The sequence below is a fragment of the Candidatus Pelagibacter sp. RS40 genome (assembly GCF_002101295.1).
GTDB lineage: Bacteria > Pseudomonadota > Alphaproteobacteria > Pelagibacterales > Pelagibacteraceae > Pelagibacter.
Genome location: NZ_CP020778.1, coordinates 1048234 through 1068385, shown reverse-complemented (window position 1 = coordinate 1068385; position 20152 = coordinate 1048234). Strand labels below are relative to the sequence as shown.

Sequence of the window (20152 nt, the reverse complement as noted above, 5' to 3'; positions counted from 1 at the left end):
ATTTTTTTAAACTGACTTAAAGCCAAATTCTAAACAAGCATCAGTCAGTGAATGATGCAAAGACTCTCCAAAACTTCTTAAAGCTAGAACTCTAATAACCTGAGGATTATCAGATATAAAATCTAATGTTATAGTTATTGCGTGGAAAACTGAATTAGAACAGTCCCCCTCTCCTAATTCATTAATGTTTAATGGGGATCCTTTTTTAATTACCTCTCTTGCAAGATTGCCTTCTACCTCAATTATAGTTCTTGAATGAGAAAGATCAGTAATTGCAAAATCTTTATCAGTAAAATCATTTTTAAAGGTATCAAAAATATTTTTTTTATCTGATATAACTAGCCAATTATCTGGTCCCATCCACAATATTCTTGTACTAGAGTTATGTTTTACTTTTAATGGATCAGGTAATCTTAAACCATCTAAGTTCATTTTTGAAACATCAACTGTAGAATTTTTATACTTAACAATTTGATAAATTATTAAATTTTTAACTTCTTTTAATTTAAGCAACTCATTTTCATTTTTATTTTCATAATCACCAAATGTTCCATGTTTATGAATATTTTGTAATGATGAAATGTATGTCATGATCGAACTCTTTTTCCTTCTGGATCAACATAATGAGATGAAATTATTTCAACCTCTATTGAAGTATTTTTAAGAGGCGAAACTGCAAATAATTTTTTTCCAATCATATTCTTTCCATCATTTACGATTGCAAGAGAAAATGGATTATTATTTTCTACACTCCAGCAAGATGATGAGACATGGCCTAGTTTAGGATTTGGAAGTTTTGCCTTTTCGTTTTCAACTAAATGGGATCCCTCTGGTATACTGGACTTTCTATCTGTTGGCACTAATCCAACTATTTTTTGCCTATTTTCTAATACGAATGCCTCTTTACCTAAAGAATTTTTTCCAATGAAATCTTTTTTCTTTGAAACTAATCCATCTAATGAAACGTCTTGTGGAATTGTTCTTCCATCTAATTCTGGGCCGGCAACGTGTCCCATTTCAATTCTTAAAGTTGATAGGGCTTCAGTTCCATATGGTTGATTGTTAAATTCTTGACCAATTTCCATCATTTTTTCCCACATGAACAAACCATAATTTGACTCAACATTAACCTCGTAAGCAAGCTCGCCCGAAAATGAAATTCTAAAAATTCTTGCTGGCACACCAAATAAATTACTTTCGATATAACCCATAAAAGGTAAAGCTTCATTAGAAACATCTAAATCTGGAAATAATTTGGATAACATGTCTCTTGATTTAGGACCAGCTATTGCTGCGCCTGCCCATTGTTCTGTTGTAGATACAACATTTACATTCAATTCTGGCCATACAATTTGAAGATAATATTCGAGATGAGATAATACATTTGCAGCTTGTGCTGTTGTCGTAGTCATATGATAATGATTTTCAGAAATCCTTGTTGTAGTACCATCGTCCATTATCATGCCATCTTCTCTCAACATCACTCCATATCTTGCCTTACCAACTGGGAGTTTTAACCAAGCATTTGTGTACACTCTATTTAAAAATTCAGCTGCATCTGAGCCTTTAATATCTATTTTACCAAGTGTAGTTACATCACATATTCCAACATTCTCTCTTACATTTTTGGCTTCACGTTTTGAAGCCTCTAACAAAGTTTCATTTCCTTGTTTGTAATATCTAGGTCTTTTCCATGCACCTGCATCAACAAACACTGCATTATTTTTTTCATGCCACTCGTGCATTGGTGTTTTTCTAGTTGGCATAAATTCCATACCCACTTCTCTTCCAACAATTGTACCAATAGTAATTGGAGTAAATGGTGGTCTAAAAGTTGTGTGCCCTACTTCAGGTACAATTTTATTTTCGATATTAGAGACCATTTGAAGACCATTAAGATTACTTGTTCTTCCTTGATCGGTGGCCATGCCTAATGTTGTATACCTCTTTACGTGCTCGATGGATCTATAACCTTCTCTTAAAGCTATCTCTATATCAGAAACTGCAACATCATTTTGAAAATCTACAAATCTTTTTGGATTTTCATTTTTAGGTAGAGGCATACACCAAAATTTATCATGCATACTGTATTTAGTTTCGGTTACTGTAGGTATTTTGTTCTCATTATTTTTATCAGTTATTTTGCTAGATAATTCTGAACCAGTTTTAAACCCACTTTCAATAGTTTCTTGAAGTGTAAAACTTCCATTTGCAGCACCTATTGTTTTTTCATTTTGTTTAGATTTATCTGGAATAAAAGCATCTATTTTTTCATCAAATTTTAATTTATTTCCAGATTGCGATGCCAAATGAACAGTTGGCGTCCAAAAACCTGAAACACATATACAATCACAATTAATTGTTTCGGTACTTTCAAAAGATTTTTTATCTTTAGTCAATTTACCTATTTTTGCTGATTTTACTTTTTTGTATCCATTTGCAACAATTACACCGTAAGAAAATTTTATTTGAATACCTTTATTTTTTGCTTCTTGTACAACCTCGGAGTCGTGCTCTTCTCTTGTATCTAATATTATTGGTTCAACGTTATTTTTCTTAAATTCAAAAGCAGTTTCATAAGCACTATCGTTATTGGTAAATATAATTGGTTTTCTTCCAACTAAAACGCCATATACTTTCATATATTCTTTAGCTGCTGATGATAAGACTACGCCAGGTGTATCATTGTTACCAAAAACAATTGGTCGTTCTATTGATCCTGTTGATAAAATAGTCTCTTTAGCTCTTATATACCAAAGTCTTTGTCTTGGAGTATATTTTGATTTATTTGATAAGTGGTCGCCTACTCTTTCAAACATAACCATCATATTATGATCGTAATAACCAAATACTTGTGATCTATTTTTTAATGTCACGTTTGGCATTGTTTTTAGCTCAGATATGATTTTTTCAGACCAGTCTTTTCCAGACATATTATCTATACTAACGTCATCGGTTAATAGAGTTCCACCATATCTTGGTTTATCTTCAGCAAGAATTACTTTTGCTCCATTTTTTGCTGCAGCATAAGCACTTGCTAACCCTGAAGGTCCTGAGCCAGTTACTAATAGATCACAATATTCAAATTTATGTTCATATCGTTCTTTATCTTTTTCTAAAGAAGCAACACCTAATCCAGCTGCTTTACGAATAAATGGTTCATAAACTTTATACCAAAAACTTTTTGGCCACATAAATGTTTTATAATAAAACCCTGCTGGGAAAAATCTTTTTAGAAAATTGTTTATCGCTCCAATGTCAAATTCAACTGATGGCCAACAATTTTGGCTAGTTGCCGACAATCCCTCTACAAGTTCTATTTCGGTTGCATTTATGTTTGGTTCTGAATGTCCATTGATTGTAACTTGAAGTTTGGCATTTGGTTCATCAACTCCTGCTCCAATAAAACCTCTTGGTCTATGATATTTAAAACTTCTTCCTACTAAGTGAACTCCATTTGCTAGTAATGCTGAAGCAAGAGTATCTCCCTCATAACCTTGATATGATTTTCCATTAAAGTTAAATGTAATTACCTTGTCTCTGTTTATAAGCCCGACATTATTTAATCTATGAGATTGTTTCATTTAATTTCTTCACTCATTTTAGCTGTTTTAAATATTTCATGTGTTGCTGTATCTCTTTGAACTTTAAACCATTGTCTGCATCCTGAGATATGATGCCAAAGTTCAATATGTTTTCCTCTTGGACTTTTTCTCATATAAACAAAATTATCCCATTCCTCTTTCGAAACTTCTTTGTTTAATTCTGGTCTCTTAACTGTTGCGTCTCCACCATAAGCAAATTCTTTTTGCGCTCTTAATCCACAGAATGGACAATTAATGTGTAGCATAAATTATGAGATCCAAGTTTTAGTGCCTAAGCCTTTTTCGTCTAAAAGATATCCATTAGAAAATCTATTTAATGTTAGATCAGCATTTAATTCATGAAGTCTATCTTGGGCAATAGTATGGGCAAAAGTCCATCCTGAAACAGGAGTTGATTTAAAACCACCATAACACCATCCACAATTTAAATATAATCCCTCGATATGTGTTTTGTCTATTATTGGTGAACCATCCATAGACATATCCATTATACCGCCCCATGTTCTAAGCATTTTAAGTCTACTTAGGAACGGAAATAACGCCAACCCACCAGTTAAAACATGCTGAATAGTTGGCAGATTACCTCTTTGAGCATAACTATTATAACCATCAAGGTCTCCTCCCATAACCATTTCGCCTTTATCAGATTGACTTATGTAAAAATGTCCAGCTCCAAATGTAACAACTCCATCTAATACAGGTTTAACTGGTTCAGAAACACATGCTTGTAGTAAATGTGTTTCAATTGGCAGTGTCATATTTAATTTTTCTGCAAGAATATTTGTGCTTCCTGCAACACATAGACCAACTTTCTTGGCTTTAATAACACCTTTAGAAGTTCTTACTCCTTTAATTTTTCCACCTTCAACATCAAATCCCTCTACTTCGCAATGTTGTATAATATCAACGCCCATACTATCTGCTTGTCTTGCATATCCCCAAGCAACACCATCGTGTCTCGCAGTTCCAGCACTTGGCTGCATTAGTCCTCCAAAAATAGGAAATCTCACTTCATCTGAAAAATCTGCCATTGGAATTAATTTTTTAACTTCATCTCTATTTAAAAGCTTTGCATCAATTCCATTTAATCTCATAGAATTTCCTCTTCTCGCATAAGCATTCATTTGTGCATCAGAGTGAGCTAAATTAATTATTCCTCTTGGAGAAAACATCACATTAAAATTTAGTTCCTGGCTAAGATTTCTCCATAAGTCCATACCAAATTCATTAAATCTTGCATTAGCATCATACATAAAGTTTGATCTAATTATTGTAGTGTTTCGACCAACATTTCCTCCACCTATCCAACCTTTTTCAATTACTGCTACATTTGTAATTTTATGTTCTTTTGCAAGATAGTATGCCGATGCCAGTCCATGTCCTCCACCACCAATTATGACTACATCATATTCACTTTTTGGTGTTGGATCTTTCCAGGCAACTTCCCAGTTTTGATGATCTGAAAATGCGTTTTTAATTAAACTAAAAACAGAATATTTTTGCATAGTTGGATTTTACAGTAAGAAATTCATATTTTTCTTATTTTTTATATATATATTTTTTAGAAGTTTAAAAACCAAATAAATTAGAAGTTTAAAAACCTTACAAAAAAGGATAAGAATTCTCCACGTTTAACTAACCAATAAAATATTCTTATGCCAAAAACTGATATCCAAATAGCTAGAGAAGCTAAAATGAAACCAATTAATGAAATTTTAGCTAATATTAATGTCCCAGATGAACCAAACGCTTTTAGTCCAATGGGACGACATATTGCAAAAATAAATTTGGAATATTTAGATCAACTTAAAGAAAAAAAAAATGGGAAATTAATATTGGTAACAGCGATAACACCCACTCCTGCTGGAGAAGGAAAAACCACAACCTCTGTGGGTTTAAGTGATGGATTAAATAAAATTGGAAAAAAATCTATTGTTTGTCTTAGAGAGCCTAGTCTTGGACCATCATTTGGAATGAAAGGTGGTGCTGCCGGAGGAGGATATGCGCAGGTAGTTCCAATGGAGCAAATAAATTTACATTTTACTGGTGACTTTCATGCGATCACATCTGCTCATAACTTGTTATCAGCATTAATTGATAATCATATTTATTGGGGAAATAAGCTAAATATAGATGTAAGAAGAGTTGTTTGGAAAAGAGTTATGGATATGAATGATAGATCTTTAAGATCTATTGTTGTTGATCTAGGTGGAATTGCAAACGGCTATCCTAGACAAGATGGTTTCGATATCACTGTAGCATCAGAAATAATGGCTATCTTTTGTTTAGCTAACAATCTTAAAGATTTAGAGAAAAGAATTGGAAACATTACAATTGCTTATACTAGAGAGAAAAAACCTATTTTTGCTAAAGATTTAAATGCTCAAGGTCCAATGACAGTATTGTTAAAAGAGGCAATTAGACCAAACGTTACACAAACTTTAGAAAATAACCCAGCAATAATTCATGGTGGTCCATTTGCTAATATTGCTCATGGTTGTAATTCTGTAATAGCCACAAAAGCTGGATTAAAATTATCTGATTATGTAGTTACTGAAGCTGGTTTTGGTGCAGATCTTGGAGCTGAAAAGTTTTTAGATATCAAATGTCGAAAATCAGAAATTAAACCTGATTGTGTTGTGATAGTTGCAACAATTAGAGCACTTAAAATGCACGGTGGAGTACCAAAAGAAGATCTTAAAAACGAAAATGTTGATGCACTTAAAAAAGGTTTAGTTAATTTAGAAAGGCATATTAATAATACTAGAAAATTTGGTTTACCAGTAACGATAGCAGTAAATCACTTCATTACAGATACTGATAAAGAAATGAATACGTTGCTAGATTTCTGTAAAACACAAGGAGTTAAGGCTTCAAAATGTACGCATTGGAGTAATGGTAGTGAGGGTACAACTGAGCTTGCTAAAAATGTTGTTGAAATTTGTGAAGAGACTAAAAATACATTTCAATATCTTTACGAAGATTCTTTGCCACTATTCAAAAAAATAGAGAAAATTGCACAAGAAATTTATCACGCAAGTGAAGTAGTAGCTGACTCCAAAGTAAGACAACAATTAAAAGATTTTGAAGAAAAAGGATATGGTAATTTACCGGTATGTATTGCAAAGACACAATATAGTTTTTCTACAGATCCAAATTTAAAAGGTGCACCAACAGGTCATGTGCTACCAGTAAGAGAAGTACGTTTGTCATCAGGTGCTGAATTTGTTGTTGTTGTTTGTGGAGAAATAATGACAATGCCTGGATTGCCAAGAGTGCCAGCAGCAGATTCGATTAAACTAAATGATGAAGGTGAGATTGAAGGACTGTTTTAATATTAGTACATTAAATATTTAGTTTTAGATCGATAAACTTTAACCAATTTTCTAACTCTCTCATTCGAGCATCAAGTTTAGAAACTTTAATTTCATCTTCAATTATTTTAACATGATTATCAATCTCATTTTGGTTTTTAAAAGCTTTATTATTAAGAAGTCTCTCTGTTCTAAAATGTATCAAGCTAATCATTTTTTCATATGAAATTTCAGGATGATATTGAATTCCCCAAATATTACTTACACCTGCTTTAAAAGATACACCCATAACTTTATTAATTGAATTTGAAGCTAGTAATATTGAATTTGCAGGTAAAGTTACAACCTCATCAAAGTTGAAAGCTGGCGTATTAAATATTTTATTTTTATTTTTATAGATATTATGTTTCAAGCCTTCTTCATTAATTTCAATATCATGTGCAATACCTCTATGAGCTCCCCTTTCACATCTTTTTACTGCACCACCAGCAACAGTAACAGCAACCTGCATACCCCAGCAAATAGCTAAAATGTTTTTAATATTACTTTGACATTCTCTCATAAAATCAAGTTGTCTCCTTATTTCAGGAGTATCATTATAAATATTTAGACTACTGCCTCCCCATATCATGCCATCATATTTATTTAAATTTTTTACAACATCAGATACATTTGAATCTGATGAAGGATTCACTACATCTATTTCTAGATCTTTTGTAAAGTAGCTAATGCTGTCCTTTAAGCTTTCTGTATGTGTTTTAATACCACCATCAGTAAAACTCTGATTTTCCTCTCTTAGATTGCCCTCTACTATTAATATTTTTTTCACTTTAAAAACTTAATTACCAATCAATTATTAATTTCTTGTTATTACAAATTGCTTCAAGCATACAAAATAGTAATGGAAAATCTTTTTTATCAAATTCTTTAAGTATTTTTGGACCAATTTCAAAAGCTAAATCTGCACCCTCAACTGTTATCTCTTTCATATGATTTTCTTTAGCATCTTTATAGAGCAATCCTTTACCAAGATAATTTCCCATCATACTGTTTCTCCCCCCAGCAGCACTTACATGTAAATCACCTAATCCAGCTAGTCCGAAAACTGTTTCCTCCTTGCCTTTAAGCTTTTTTGTCAACTTTTTCATTTCTGATAATGATTTGTAAACTAATGAGGCAGCTGTATTTAAATAATATTTTTTTTTAATTTTATCATTTAAATTTTCATTACTTAACCCTTCTGATGCCCCAATTAACATTGAATAAATATTTTTTGAAGCTGCGCACACCTCTACTCCTATAAGGTCGTCTGTAAATTCAGTTGAATAATAACTTGTTGAAATTATTTTTCCTATTTCTTTTACTATTTCAATATTGTTATTAGCTAAAACCACACTGCTTTTAATTCTATTAGCTAATCCATTTGCAAGGCATGGACCTCCTACAGCTGATATCTTTGGATTAGAGGCGCCTTTTATCTTTAAAATTTTTTCTAATTTGTCTGCTAATGTTTCAAATTGATTTTCAATTACAGCTAAACCTTTTGTAAGTAGCAATATGTTTGTATTTTCATTATAAAATTTTGAAACTTCGTCACCTATCCACTCTATGCCTTTCGAACTTACTCCGACAACAATTAGATCTATATTATCTTTCATTTTATCATCAAACTCAGAAAATTTTATAACTTTAACATTTTTTGGTAGTTGGCAATTTAATACTGGGTGTTGATTTTTATTATTATTTATCTGATCAATTATTTTATCTTCTAAAAAAGAACCAACTAAAATAACTTCATTAGAATTGTCAGCGCAAGGAATTGAAAACGCAGATCCCATTGCACCAGCACCAATAATAACGATTTTCTTCATAAAATTATTATACGTACCTGAATACAAAAATAGCAAAGAAAAATGAAATAATAGTTGCAACCCATAACATTGGGCCTATCAAACCAAGCCAGCCAAGATGGATATACGCGGCACTAAGAAGAGATAAAAATAATCGATCTCCTCTTGTGGTATCGAGACCTAAAATTCCTTTTCTAGGACTGCCGCCAGGTTTTTTTTTCTCCCAAACAGTCATGGCTATCAAACAACAAGCTATAAAAATAAAGAAAGCTGCTGTCTGCCACGTCCATGCCATCCATGTTATAAATTCAAAATCAAAAAAACCTTTTTCTTGGGTTTTTGCAACAGAGTCCCAAGAATTAGCAGCATATAACTTAGTAAAAATCATACTCTTCCTAATGCAAATCCTTTAGCAATATAATTTCTAACAAAGTAAATTACTATTGCTCCAGGAACTATTGTTAGACTTCCAGCAGCTGCAAGTAAACCTAGCTCATAACCTGAGGTACTAGCTGTTCGTGTCATCGTAGCAGCAATAGGTTTTGCGGCTACTGCTGTCAATGTTTTTGCTAGTAAAAGTTCAACCCATGAAAACATAAAACAGAAAAACATTGTAATTCCAATACCTGCAGTAATTGTTGGTATAAAAATTTTAAAGAAAAATTTCCAAAAGGAATAACCATCAACGTATGCAGTTTCATCTAGCTCCTTTGGAACAGCTGACATGAATCCCTCTAATATCCAAACTGCAAGAGGAATGTTAAATAAGCAGTGAGATAAGGCAACAGCTACATGTGTATCAAACAAATTTACTGAAGAATAAAATTGAAAGAATGGTAATGCAAAAACTGCTGGTGGCGCCATTCTATTTGTAAGTAACCAGAAAAACAAATGTTTATCACCTAAAAATTTATATCTCGAAAATGCATAAGCAGCGGGAAGTGCTGCGGCGACTGATATAACTGTATTTAAGACTACATAATAAATTGAATTTAAATATCCAGTGTACCAAGTACTATCAGTAAATATTTTTTTATAATTCTCTAATGTAAATTCATTTGGCCAAAGAGTGTATGTATTAATAATTTCTGTTGTTGTTTTAAAAGACATATTTAATAACCAATAAATTGGTAGCATTAAAAAAATTATGTATAACGTTGGAACTATCCATTTATATTTCTTCACGATTGACCCTCATTTTTCATCATTAAATTATAAAAAACCCAACAAACCGTAAGAACTATAAAAAAATAAATTAAGGACATAGCTGCTGCTGGACCTAAATCAAATTGACCAAGTGCCATTTTAACTAAGTCAATTGATAAAAAAGCTGTTGCATTTCCTGGACCACCCCCAGTTAACACAAATGGTTCTGTGTAAATCATAAAACTATCCATAAAACGTAGAAGTATTGCAATTGTTAAAACTTTCTTCATTTTAGGTAATTCAATATGTCTAAACACTGACCATCTACTAGCACCGTCAATTTCTGCTGCTTGGTAATATGCAGGTTGAATTGATCTTAGGCCTGCATAAGACAATAGAACTACAAGTGAAGTCCAGTGCCAAACATCCATCAAAACAGTTGTAAACCATGCATCACCACTTTGTTGTGTGAAATTGTAATCAAAGCCTAATGCATTCAGTGAGTGTCCTAAAAAGCCAATGTCAGGTAATGCAAAAATATTCCACATTGCACCTACTACATTCCAAGGTATTAAAAGTGGCATAGACATTAGTACTAAACAAACTGATACCCCAATTCCTTCCTTTGGCATTGTTAATGCAATGAAAATTCCAAGTGGAATTTGTATAAATAATATTATGAGTGTAAATAAAATTTGTCTTCCTAAGGCGGAATGAAACCTATCTGAAAGAAGTATTTGTTTAAACCATCTAGTTCCCTCCCACATAAATACATTATTGCCAAAAGTCTCTTGAAAAGCATAATTAACAACTGTCATTAATGGAATAATGGCGTTAAAAGCAACTAATACAAAAACTGGTATTACGAAGAGCCAAGCTTTTTGATTTACTGTTTTATTCATTATTCAATTATCCAATTATCTCCATACACGTATGTATAGTCTTTTTTAAAGTTTAAAAATGCTGATCCAGTTGGAATATTATCCGAACTTTTTGCTATTACTTTTATTTTTCCACTTTCACTTTCAGTATCAATTATCTTATGTCTTCCTGTGTTACTTACCTTAAGTATTTTAACAGGCAAACCACTCTCATTAAAATCAATAAATTCTGGTCTAATTCCAACTTCAGTTTTAGAAAAACTTTTACCTTTAATATCTATTTTGGTTTCAATTTTATTACCATTTATAGAAATTGCACCATTATCTATTTTACATGGCAAAATATTCATGCCTGGAGATCCTATAAAATGACCAACAAAAGTATGTCGAGGTTTCTCAAATAATTCCACGGGTGTTCCAATCTGAACAATTTCTGCCTCATGCATTACTACAACTTGATCAGCAAATGTAAGTGCCTCTGTCTGGTCATGTGTAACATAAATCATTGTTCTATTAATCTTTTGATGTAGTTCTTTTAATTTTGATCTTAAGATCCATTTTAAATGTGGATCAATCACTGTTAGGGGTTCATCAAACATAATTACATTCACATCTGATCTGACAAGACCTCTTCCAAGGGAAATTTTTTGTTTACCATCAGCTGTTAAACCAGATGCTCTGTTATGAAGTGTTGAGGTAAGTTCAAGCATCTCTGCAATTTCCTCTACCTTTTGTTTAATTTCCTGTTCGGATATACCTCTATTTTTCAATGGGAATGCGAGATTATCAAAAACAGTCATCGTGTCGTAGATAACTGGAAATTGGAAAATTTGAGCAATATTTCTTTCAACAGGATTCTTATTTGTAACATCCTCACCGTTAAATAATATTTTACCTTCTGTTGGATTAATTAATCCTGAAATTATATTTAACAAAGTTGTTTTTCCACAACCAGATGGACCCAAAAGTGCATAGGCTCCGCCGTCGTTCCAATCAATATTTACATTACGAAGTGCCCAGTCCTCTTTATTAGCTTGAGAACTTAAATAACTATGGCTTAAATTTTTGAGTGAAATCTTAGACATTGTTTACCAATTTGTTAGATTCATCAAAATATAAAAACTCGTCTGAGTTCATAAATAATTTAGTTTGCTCACCAACATTTTTTTGATGGATTCCATTTGATAAGGATACCCAATTTAAATCTCCATTAGTAAAGTGAATTAAACTTTCAGAACCACTTAGCTCTGAGATTAAGACTTTTCCAGAAATTTCTAAGGAGTTTGAGCCTTCTTTGTATGTGGTGATATTGTGTGGTCTTATCCCAACTTTGTATTCTCCATCTTTAAGTTTTGAATTTATCTTCCAACTCACATCATCAGAAATTAGTGAACAAACATCACCTTGCTTTTTAATTTTAGCAATATTCATCGGTGGATCACTAAATACCTGAGCTGATTGTAAGCTATTTGGTTTATTATAAACTTCTAAAGTTTTTCCATGCTGAACAATTTTTCCCTCAAGTAAAGTTGCGGTGTAACCTCCAATTAGTAATGCATCAGAAGGTTCAGTTGTTGCATATACAACTATACAATCCCTATCTTCAAATAGTTTTGGTAACTCTTCTCTTAATTCTTCTCTTAATTTAAAATCTAAGTTTGCTAGAGGTTCATCTAATAGAATTAAATCAGAATCTTTTACCAAAGCTCTGGCAAGTGCTGTCCTTTGTTGTTGACCTCCTGAAAGTTCATTTGGCCTTTTATTTAACATTGGAGAAAGTTTTAGTAATTCGGCAACTTTCCCAACTCTGTTTTTAATTTCATTGCTGTCAACTCCCGTAATTTTTAATGGGGATGCAATATTATCATAAACGTTAAAGTTCGGATAATTAATGAACTGTTGATAAACCATCGAGACATTTCTTTTTTGAACTTTTACACCAGTTACATTTGTTTCGTTGAACCAAATTTCTCCATTTGTTGGCTTATCTAATCCAGCCATAATTTGCATGAGCGTAGTTTTGCCTGCTAAGGTTGATCCAAGAAGTACGTTGATAGTATTTTTTTCTAATTTTAAATTAGTTTCATAAATATGAGTTTCTTGTCCTATTTTTTTTTCAACATTTCTTAATTCTAAACTCATAATTTTATTTTGAATTTTAAAGAAAGAAGGACGTCATATAAGACGTCCTTCTTTTTAATTTGAAAGTGTTTTCAAAATAAAACTAGTTCCAAGCTTTTTCGTAAGGAACAGTTTTACCTTGAGGTTTTTCATTACGTTTTGCTTTCGGTGATCCAGGTTGGTCTAACCAATATTTTGCTCCTTTTGGTTCAGACAATCTAGGTCCACATCCACCATACGTATTGTTAGCTTTATCAGCAGCTTCCATACGGGACATAACTAAGTTCATCTCTTCTGCAAGACGATCCATAGCTTCCTGAGGACTAAAAGCACCAGAGTTTACATCTCCAATTTGTTGCCACCATATTTGTGCAAGTTTCGGATAATCCGGAACGTTGATACCTGTAGGTGACCACAATACTCTATTAGGTGATCTGTAGAATTCTACTAATCCACCTAATTTTGGAGCTCTCTCTGTGAATGATTTATGGTTAATATCACTATCTCTTATAATAGTTAAACCTACGTGGCTTTTCTTAAGAGATACAGTTTTTGAGACAACGAACTGAGCATATAACCATGCAGCTTTTCTTCTATCAACTGGTGTAGACTTAAATAAAGTCCATGATCCAGCATCTTGATATCCAAGCTTCATGCCTTCATCCCAGTAAGGACCTTTTGGTGAAGGACCCATTCTCCATAAAGGATTTCCATTGTCATCAACTGTTTTATTTCCAGAACTCTTAGGCGCTACCATTGATGCAGTAAACGCTGTGTACCAAAAGATCTGTTGAGCAACGTTACCAGATGATAATGCAGGGAGTGATTGATAAAAGTCCATACTAGCAGCTCCTGGAGGTGCATATGATCTTAACCACTCATCCCATTTTCTAATTGCGTAAACCGCTGCTGGCCCATTAGCTGCTCCACCTCTTGCAACATCAGCACCAACTGGATTACAAGTTCCAGACTCCATTCTAATACCCCATTCATCAACAGGTACACCATTTGGTTTTCCAACAGAACCTGCGCCAGCCATTGATAGCCACGCATCAGTCATTCTCCAACCTAAATCAGGAGCTCTTTTACCATAATCCATGTGTCCGTATACTCTAACACCATCGATTTCTTTTACATCGTTAGTGAAATATTCTGCAATATCTTCATAAGCAGACCAGTTTACTGGTACACCTAAATCATAACCATATTTCTTTTTAAATCCTGCTTTAATATCAGCTCTATCAAACCAATCTTTTCTAAACCAATAAAGGTTTGCGAATTGTTGATCTGGAAGTTGATATAATTTTCCATCAGGACCAGTTGTAAATGATTTTCCGATGAAATCATCGATATCTAATGTAGGCAATGTAACTGCTTTACCTTCACCAGCCATCCAATCAGTCAGGTTAACTGCAAGTTGAAGTCTTGAGTGCGTACCAATTAAATCAGAGTCATTGATATATGCATCATACAAGTTTCTTCCTGTTTGCATTTGTGTTTGTACAGCTTGTACTACTTCACCTTCACCAAGTAACTGGTGGTTAACTTTGATCCCAGTGATTTCTTCAAAAGCTTTAGTTAGTGTTTTAGACTCATATTCGTGAGTTGGAATAGTTTCTGATAATACATTGATTTCCATACCTTTAAAAGGTTTGGCTGCATCATGAAACCATTTTAGTTCTTTCTCTCTTTGTTTAGATGAAAGAGTCGAAAGTTTAAACTCACCATTTGACCATTTCTTTATTGCTGCCATGTGGCCATCAGCATAAGAGTTTGTGGTAAATGAGAATAAAGCAACAAAAGCTAAGATTGTTTTAAATGATCGTATCATTTTATTTTTCCCCTCTTGTGTTTATTGAGTGTAAAATGTAACAAAAATTACTGAGTGCTGTAAAGATTAAATATATAATTGAATCAATTCTTAGTTGAATTATGTTATCAAAGTTCTTTTAATTGCTTTCTGCCATCCAAAAATTAATTTTCGTCTATCTTTGTTTTTCAATTTTGGAGAAAATTTTTTATCTAAAGACCAATTTTTTGAAATGTCGTTTAGAGATTTGTAAACTCCAATTTTTAAACCTGCCATAAAGGCTGCACCTAATGCGGTTGTCTCGTCAACTTTTGGTCTTAATACTTTTATATTAATTATGTCTGATAAAAATTGTGAAAACCAATTATTTTTTACCATACCTCCATCTACTCTAACTATTTTTGGACGAAGCCCATCATTTTTCATTGCTTCAAATAAATCATACGTTTGATACCCAACAGACTCTACTGTTGCTCTAACAATTTCGCTTATTCCGGTGTCTCTTGTTAAACCACTTAAAACACCTCTAGATTTTGCATTCCAATATGGTGTTCCAAGGCCTGTAAAGGCTGGAACCAGATAAACGCCGTGATTATCTTTTAATTTTTTTATTATTTTTTCTGAATCTGCTGCCTTTTTTAAAAATTTTATTTTATCCCTTAACCATTGAACTCCTGCACCTGCTATGAATATTGACCCTTCAAGTGCATAGGTTGTCTTTCCATTAATTCTATATCCAATTGTAGTTAGTAATCTATTTTTGGAATAAATAATTTTATTTCCAGTATTAAGCAAAACAAATGCTCCAGTCCCATAAGTACTTTTTAATGATCCTGATTCAAAACAACATTGTCCAATTGTTGCAGACTGTTGATCTCCCACCATCCCAGTAACAGAATACGACTCTCCTGTAATCTTTGGGTCTGTATGACCAAAATCATCAGAACTATCCTTTACCTCAGGAAGTATATGACTTGGAATTTTTAAAATATCTAATATTTGTTTGTCCCACTTATTTGTTGCTATATTAAATAGCATAGTTCTACTTGCATTTGTTGCATCTGTGAAATGATTGGTTCCTCTCGTTAATCTCCAAAGTAAAAAGCAATCTACTGTTCCAAATAATAATCTTTTTTGTTTAATAAGTTGTTTTGCTTTTGGAACGTTATCTATGATCCATTTAATTTTTGTTGCTGAGAAATAAGCGTCAATTAATAAACCAGTTTTATTATAAATTAACGTTTCTTTTTTTTGTTTTATAAGTTTATTACAATATTCAACTGCCCTTCTATCTTGCCAGACTATAGCATTGTAAACAGCCTTTCCGGTATGCTTATCCCAAAGAATTGTTGTTTCTCTTTGATTTGTTATTCCAATTGTTAAAATTTTTCCCTTAAGTGATTTACTTTTTTGAATAACTTTTTTTAAAACTATTTGTGTTGTAGACCAAATTTCTTCTGGATTATGTTCTACCCATCCATCTTTTGGAAAGTATTGAGTAAACTCTAGCTGTGACACAAAAACTGGTTTCCCTTTTAAATCAAATAAAATTGCTCTACTAGAGGTAGTACCTTGGTCAATAGATACAATAAATTTTCTCATATTTATTAATAGTCTAATATTTTTTTCTATTATTTAATATAAATTTTATTCCAAAGTTTAATTTATTTATGATTTAATTTTTCATGATTTGTTAGTAAAATTATTTTATAAATTTTATTCAGTGGAGAATTTTAGATGACAAAAGTAGCAATTATTGGTGCAGGTCCTTGTGGACTTTCAATGTTAAGAGCATTTGAACATTTAGAAAAGAAGGGTGAAAAAATTCCAGAAATAGTTTGTTTTGATAAACAAGAAGATTGGGGAGGTCTTTGGAATTATAGTTGGAGGACTGGTTCTGATCAATATGGAGACCCTGTTCCAAACAGTATGTATAGGTATTTATGGTCAAATGGACCAAAAGAATGTTTAGAGTTTGCTGATTACTCTTTTGATGAACATTTTGGAAAACCTATTCCATCTTTTCCACCAAGAGAAGTTTTACAAGATTATATAATTGGAAGAGTAAGTCAGGGTAATTTAAAAAGTAAAATTAAATTTAACACTAGAGTGTTAAATACATCATTTAAAAACGATAAATTTGAAGTAAGTTTTCAAGATAAAGTTAATGATAAAATACAAACGGATGAGTTTGATTATGTCGTGGTATCAACTGGTCATTTTTCAGTTCCATTTATACCTGAATACAAAGGTATGAAATCATTTCCAGGAAGAATAATGCACTCGCATGATTTTAGAGATGCAGAAGAGTTCAGAGGTAAAAATGTTATTGTATTAGGCAGTAGTTACTCTGCTGAAGATGTTGCTTTACAATGTAATAAGTATGGAGCTAAAAGTGTAACTATAGGCTACAGACATAACCCGATGGGATTTAAATGGCCCGAGGGAATGAAAGAAGTCTTTTATCTGGATCGTCTTGAGGGAAAAAAAGCAATTTTTAAAGATGGTACGGAACAAGAGGCCGATGCTATAATTTTATGTACAGGATATCTTCACCATTTTCCTTTTTTAGAGGAAAGTCTTAAACTTAAAACTCACAACAGGCTTTATCCTCCAAAACTTTACAAAGGTGTTGTGTGGCAGGATAATCATAAACTTCTTTATCTTGGTATGCAGGACCAGTTTCATACTTTTAATATGTTTGATTGCCAAGCATGGTATGCAAGAGATGTGATAATGGGGAAAATAAAAATGCCAAGTGACAGTGAAATCGATGGTGATATTAAAAAATGGGTTGATATGGAGGAAAAATTAGAAAATCCGGATCAAATGATCGATTTTCAAACAGAGTACACCAAAGAGCTTCATGAAATGAGTGATTATCCAAAAATTGATTTTGAATTAATTAGAAAACATTTTAAAGAATGGGAGCACCATAAAGTTGAAGACATTTTAACTTATAGAAATAAATCATTTTCTTCACCTGTTACAGGTTCAGTTGCACCAATTCATCATACGCCCTGGGAAACGGCAATGGATGACTCTTTAAAAACTTTTTTAAATAAATAAAAAAGTTTTTAGAACTAGTTATTATATTTGATTTTTATCTTTTCTGAAAAAAGGAATTAAAAATACAAAACAGGCAAATAAAAAAAATAAACTTCCAAACATTGCCCAAAAACTACCAATACTTGATATCACAAACCCTATTGCTGAAACTATAAACAATATCCATCCAATTAAGTTGATAGTCTGATTTTTCATATTTGGATTAATCTATTCCTAAATGTTTTTTTCTTTTTCCAACGTAAGTTCTTATTAGATTGTCAAAAATCAATCCAATAAAGGCAACACAAATTCCTAAAGTAAGACCAATTCCTGCTCCATTTTTATCTGATAAAGCTTTTAAAATATATTGTCCTAAATCTTCTGTCCCAATAAAGGCTCCAATAATTACCATGAATAACGCAAAAACAATTGTTTGATTTAAGCCAAGCATCATGTGCGGGAAGGCTAAAGGAAATTCAATTTTAGTTAACCTTTGAAATTTATTTACACCTGACATAGTTGCAGCATCGTGTAGTCCTGCAGGCACACTTCTTAATCCTTCAATTGTGTATCTTGTTGCAGGAATAGTTGCGTAAACTATCACGGCGATTAGAACTGATGTATCTGTAATACCAAACAACATCATCACAGGAATTAAATATACAAACGAAGGAAAGGTTTGAAAAATATCACAAACTCCCAACATAAACTTTGCTGAATTTTTGTTTTGAAAACATAGGGTTCCAACAGTAAAACCAATTATACAAGATATAATTACACCAAATGTTGCCATGTAAGTTGTAACTAGAGCTCTATCCCACCATGGACTTAGAGCAATAAACAACGTTAAGGCACACACAACTAAAGCTGAACGAATTCCACCTATCAAATATCCTGCTCCAACCACAAGTACTAAAGTAGCAACCGCTGGCATTCTTAAATATAAAGCTCTCATTGGTTGAAGAACATCTTGAATTAACCATGTGTTGAAAGCTTTAATGTAAACGAAGAAAGTTTCAAAAATCCAATCAACTCCTTTGTTCCAAAAATCTGCAGTTGAAATTCCTTTGTTATGTGGAACTTCAAATAAATAATTAAATCCTTCTTTAAAATAAAATGAACCTGCATAAGCTAATAAAATACCAATAATAAATGCTCCTCCAAAGAATATTAAATTTTTATTTCTTTGATAAAAAGTTAAGTTCCCAAAATAATCTATTTGCTTGTTTGCCCAAGCTAATGACATTTTATCTAACAGAATTGCAATCAAACTAATGCATAAACCTGCCTCTAATGCTAATCCAATATTTAATTGGTTTAGAGCAAGTAACAAATTAAAACCTAATCCTTTTGCACCTATAAATGCAGAAATAACTGCCATTGAGAAACAGACCATGATTACCTGGTTCACTCCTATCAATATATCTCTTCTTGCTGTTGGAATTAATACTTTGAACATCAATTGCCAATTAGTGCACCCACTCATTCTACCGGCTTCAATAACCTCGGGGGGAATTGCTCTTAAACCTAATAAAGTTAGTAATATCATTGGTGGTACAGCAACTACCATGGTTATTATTACAGCTGCGTGATCGCCTACCCCAAAAAGCACAAGCGCTGGAACCAAAACTGCATATTGTGGCATTGTCTGCATAACAAGCAATATTGGATACAATGCTTTCTCAACTCGTTTACTTTTAAAAGCTGCAATACCAAGGCCTAAACCAAATGCAAAAGATAATGGAGCCGCAACTAAAATAAAAGAAAGTGTTTGCATAGAAGGTTTCCATTGACCAAAAATAGAAATGTAAACCATTGTTAGACCGGCAAATATAGCAAGGCCTTTACCGCTTAATTTGTATGAAAGGATTGCAAAGCCAGCAGCTACAATAGTCCATGGCAAACCTGGGAGTTCTGCCCACGGATATGCATCAATAAAATCCCAACTTGTAAATGCAACAATAGTTTCAAGACCTCCCAATAAAATCTCTCTAATTAATTCAATTAGAAAAGTCATAAAAGCAGTAAGGTTTCTGCTAATTTGTAAAAGCAAAGGTCGAGTTTTAAATTCTTGTGTATCTTCATTCCAAAATTCCATTGGCATCCATTCATTCATTAAGAAGAACAAAGAGTCATTAATCCAAATAGGTAGCCATCCAAGTAGTGGGGGTAATCTCCAAAATACATCAAATGCGTAATATCTTACTTCTTTGCCAAGAAATACGAACGTACTTTGATTGGGATCTTTTACAAATTCTGCTTGGCCCCTTATAAATTTATAAGTTTCTGGAACGTCTATTGCAAAACATAAAGCAAAAAATACAGCTAATAAAAACAACCATTGAAAAACTTTTGGATATTTTTTTATAATGTCCAT

At 32.5% G+C, this 20152-nt stretch carries 17 protein-coding genes; 2 read left to right on the top strand and 15 right to left on the bottom strand.

Annotated elements, in window-relative coordinates; translation table 11 throughout:
• Positions 1-6 precede the first annotated feature (6 nt).
• The 4 genes from B8063_RS05480 to B8063_RS05465 are packed head-to-tail and all read right to left on the bottom strand — an operon-like array spanning position 7 to position 5110.
• A complete protein-coding gene (locus B8063_RS05480; RefSeq protein WP_085070252.1) occupies positions 7-591 on the bottom strand; it encodes a sarcosine oxidase subunit gamma in 585 nt (194 codons plus the stop codon).
• Positions 588-3584: a sarcosine oxidase subunit alpha family protein gene (locus tag B8063_RS05475; protein WP_085070250.1), complete on the bottom strand. Its 2997-nt coding sequence runs from the start codon at positions 3582-3584 to the stop codon at positions 588-590. Before B8063_RS05475 ends, B8063_RS05480 begins: the two co-directional genes overlap by 4 nt.
• A complete protein-coding gene (locus B8063_RS05470) occupies positions 3581-3850 on the bottom strand; it encodes a sarcosine oxidase subunit delta (protein WP_085070248.1) in 270 nt (89 codons plus the stop codon). The genes B8063_RS05475 and B8063_RS05470 overlap by 4 nt, the downstream gene beginning before the upstream one ends.
• 3 nt (positions 3851-3853) lie before the next feature.
• Entirely contained in the window at positions 3854-5110 is a 1257-nt protein-coding gene (locus B8063_RS05465) for a sarcosine oxidase subunit beta family protein (RefSeq protein WP_085070246.1), read from the bottom strand.
• Positions 5111-5260: 150 nt separating this feature from the next.
• On the opposite strand from B8063_RS05465, the gene B8063_RS05460 reads away from it, so the two are divergent.
• A complete protein-coding gene (locus tag B8063_RS05460; protein ID WP_085070244.1) occupies positions 5261-6940 on the top strand; it encodes a formate--tetrahydrofolate ligase in 1680 nt (559 codons plus the stop codon).
• 10 nt (positions 6941-6950) lie between these two features.
• Here B8063_RS05460 and B8063_RS05455 read toward each other — a convergent pair whose 3' ends face one another.
• The 9 genes from B8063_RS05455 to glpK all read right to left on the bottom strand — a co-directional run bounded on the left by B8063_RS05455 (position 6951) and on the right by glpK (position 16329).
• Positions 6951-7748 (bottom strand): glutamine amidotransferase-related protein, encoded by a 798-nt coding sequence (locus B8063_RS05455; RefSeq protein ID WP_085070242.1) that lies wholly within the window; start codon positions 7746-7748, stop codon positions 6951-6953.
• 13 nt (positions 7749-7761) lie between these two features.
• Entirely contained in the window at positions 7762-8790 is a 1029-nt protein-coding gene (locus tag B8063_RS05450; protein WP_085070240.1) for a 2-dehydropantoate 2-reductase N-terminal domain-containing protein, read from the bottom strand.
• A gap of 7 nt (positions 8791-8797) precedes the next feature.
• Complete coding sequence (locus B8063_RS05445) at positions 8798-9064, bottom strand: DUF2160 domain-containing protein (protein WP_075521172.1); 267 nt, start codon at positions 9062-9064, stop codon at positions 8798-8800.
• A gap of 89 nt (positions 9065-9153) precedes the next feature.
• A complete protein-coding gene (locus tag B8063_RS05440) occupies positions 9154-9954 on the bottom strand; it encodes a carbohydrate ABC transporter permease (RefSeq protein ID WP_075521141.1) in 801 nt (266 codons plus the stop codon).
• On the bottom strand, positions 9951-10817 hold the full coding sequence (locus B8063_RS05435) for a carbohydrate ABC transporter permease (protein WP_085070238.1): 867 nt from the start codon (positions 10815-10817) through the stop codon (positions 9951-9953). Before B8063_RS05435 ends, B8063_RS05440 begins: the two co-directional genes overlap by 4 nt.
• Positions 10817-11881: an ABC transporter ATP-binding protein gene (locus B8063_RS05430; RefSeq protein WP_085070236.1), complete on the bottom strand. Its 1065-nt coding sequence runs from the start codon at positions 11879-11881 to the stop codon at positions 10817-10819. The genes B8063_RS05435 and B8063_RS05430 overlap by 1 nt, the downstream gene beginning before the upstream one ends.
• Positions 11874-12938, bottom strand: a complete 1065-nt coding sequence (locus B8063_RS05425) for an ABC transporter ATP-binding protein (protein WP_085070234.1) — start codon at positions 12936-12938, stop codon at positions 11874-11876. Before B8063_RS05425 ends, B8063_RS05430 begins: the two co-directional genes overlap by 8 nt.
• 82 nt (positions 12939-13020) lie before the next feature.
• Positions 13021-14670, bottom strand: a complete 1650-nt coding sequence (locus B8063_RS05420) for an ABC transporter substrate-binding protein (protein ID WP_445082351.1) — start codon at positions 14668-14670, stop codon at positions 13021-13023.
• Between the two features lie 177 nt (positions 14671-14847).
• A complete protein-coding gene (gene glpK / locus B8063_RS05415; protein WP_085070230.1) occupies positions 14848-16329 on the bottom strand; it encodes a glycerol kinase GlpK in 1482 nt (493 codons plus the stop codon).
• A 135-nt stretch (positions 16330-16464) separates the two neighbouring features.
• On the opposite strand from glpK, the gene B8063_RS05410 reads away from it, so the two are divergent.
• On the top strand, positions 16465-17796 hold the full coding sequence (locus B8063_RS05410) for an NAD(P)-binding domain-containing protein (protein ID WP_085070228.1): 1332 nt from the start codon (positions 16465-16467) through the stop codon (positions 17794-17796).
• Positions 17797-17817: 21 nt separating this feature from the next.
• On the opposite strand, the gene B8063_RS05405 is transcribed toward B8063_RS05410, so the two are convergent.
• The gene (locus B8063_RS05405) at positions 17818-17991 is read right to left on the bottom strand and encodes a cytochrome oxidase subunit III (protein ID WP_075521148.1); all 174 of its coding nucleotides are present in this window, start codon (positions 17989-17991) and stop codon (positions 17818-17820) included.
• A 7-nt stretch (positions 17992-17998) separates the two neighbouring features.
• Positions 17999-20152: an ABC transporter permease gene (locus tag B8063_RS05400; RefSeq protein ID WP_075521149.1), complete on the bottom strand. Its 2154-nt coding sequence runs from the start codon at positions 20150-20152 to the stop codon at positions 17999-18001.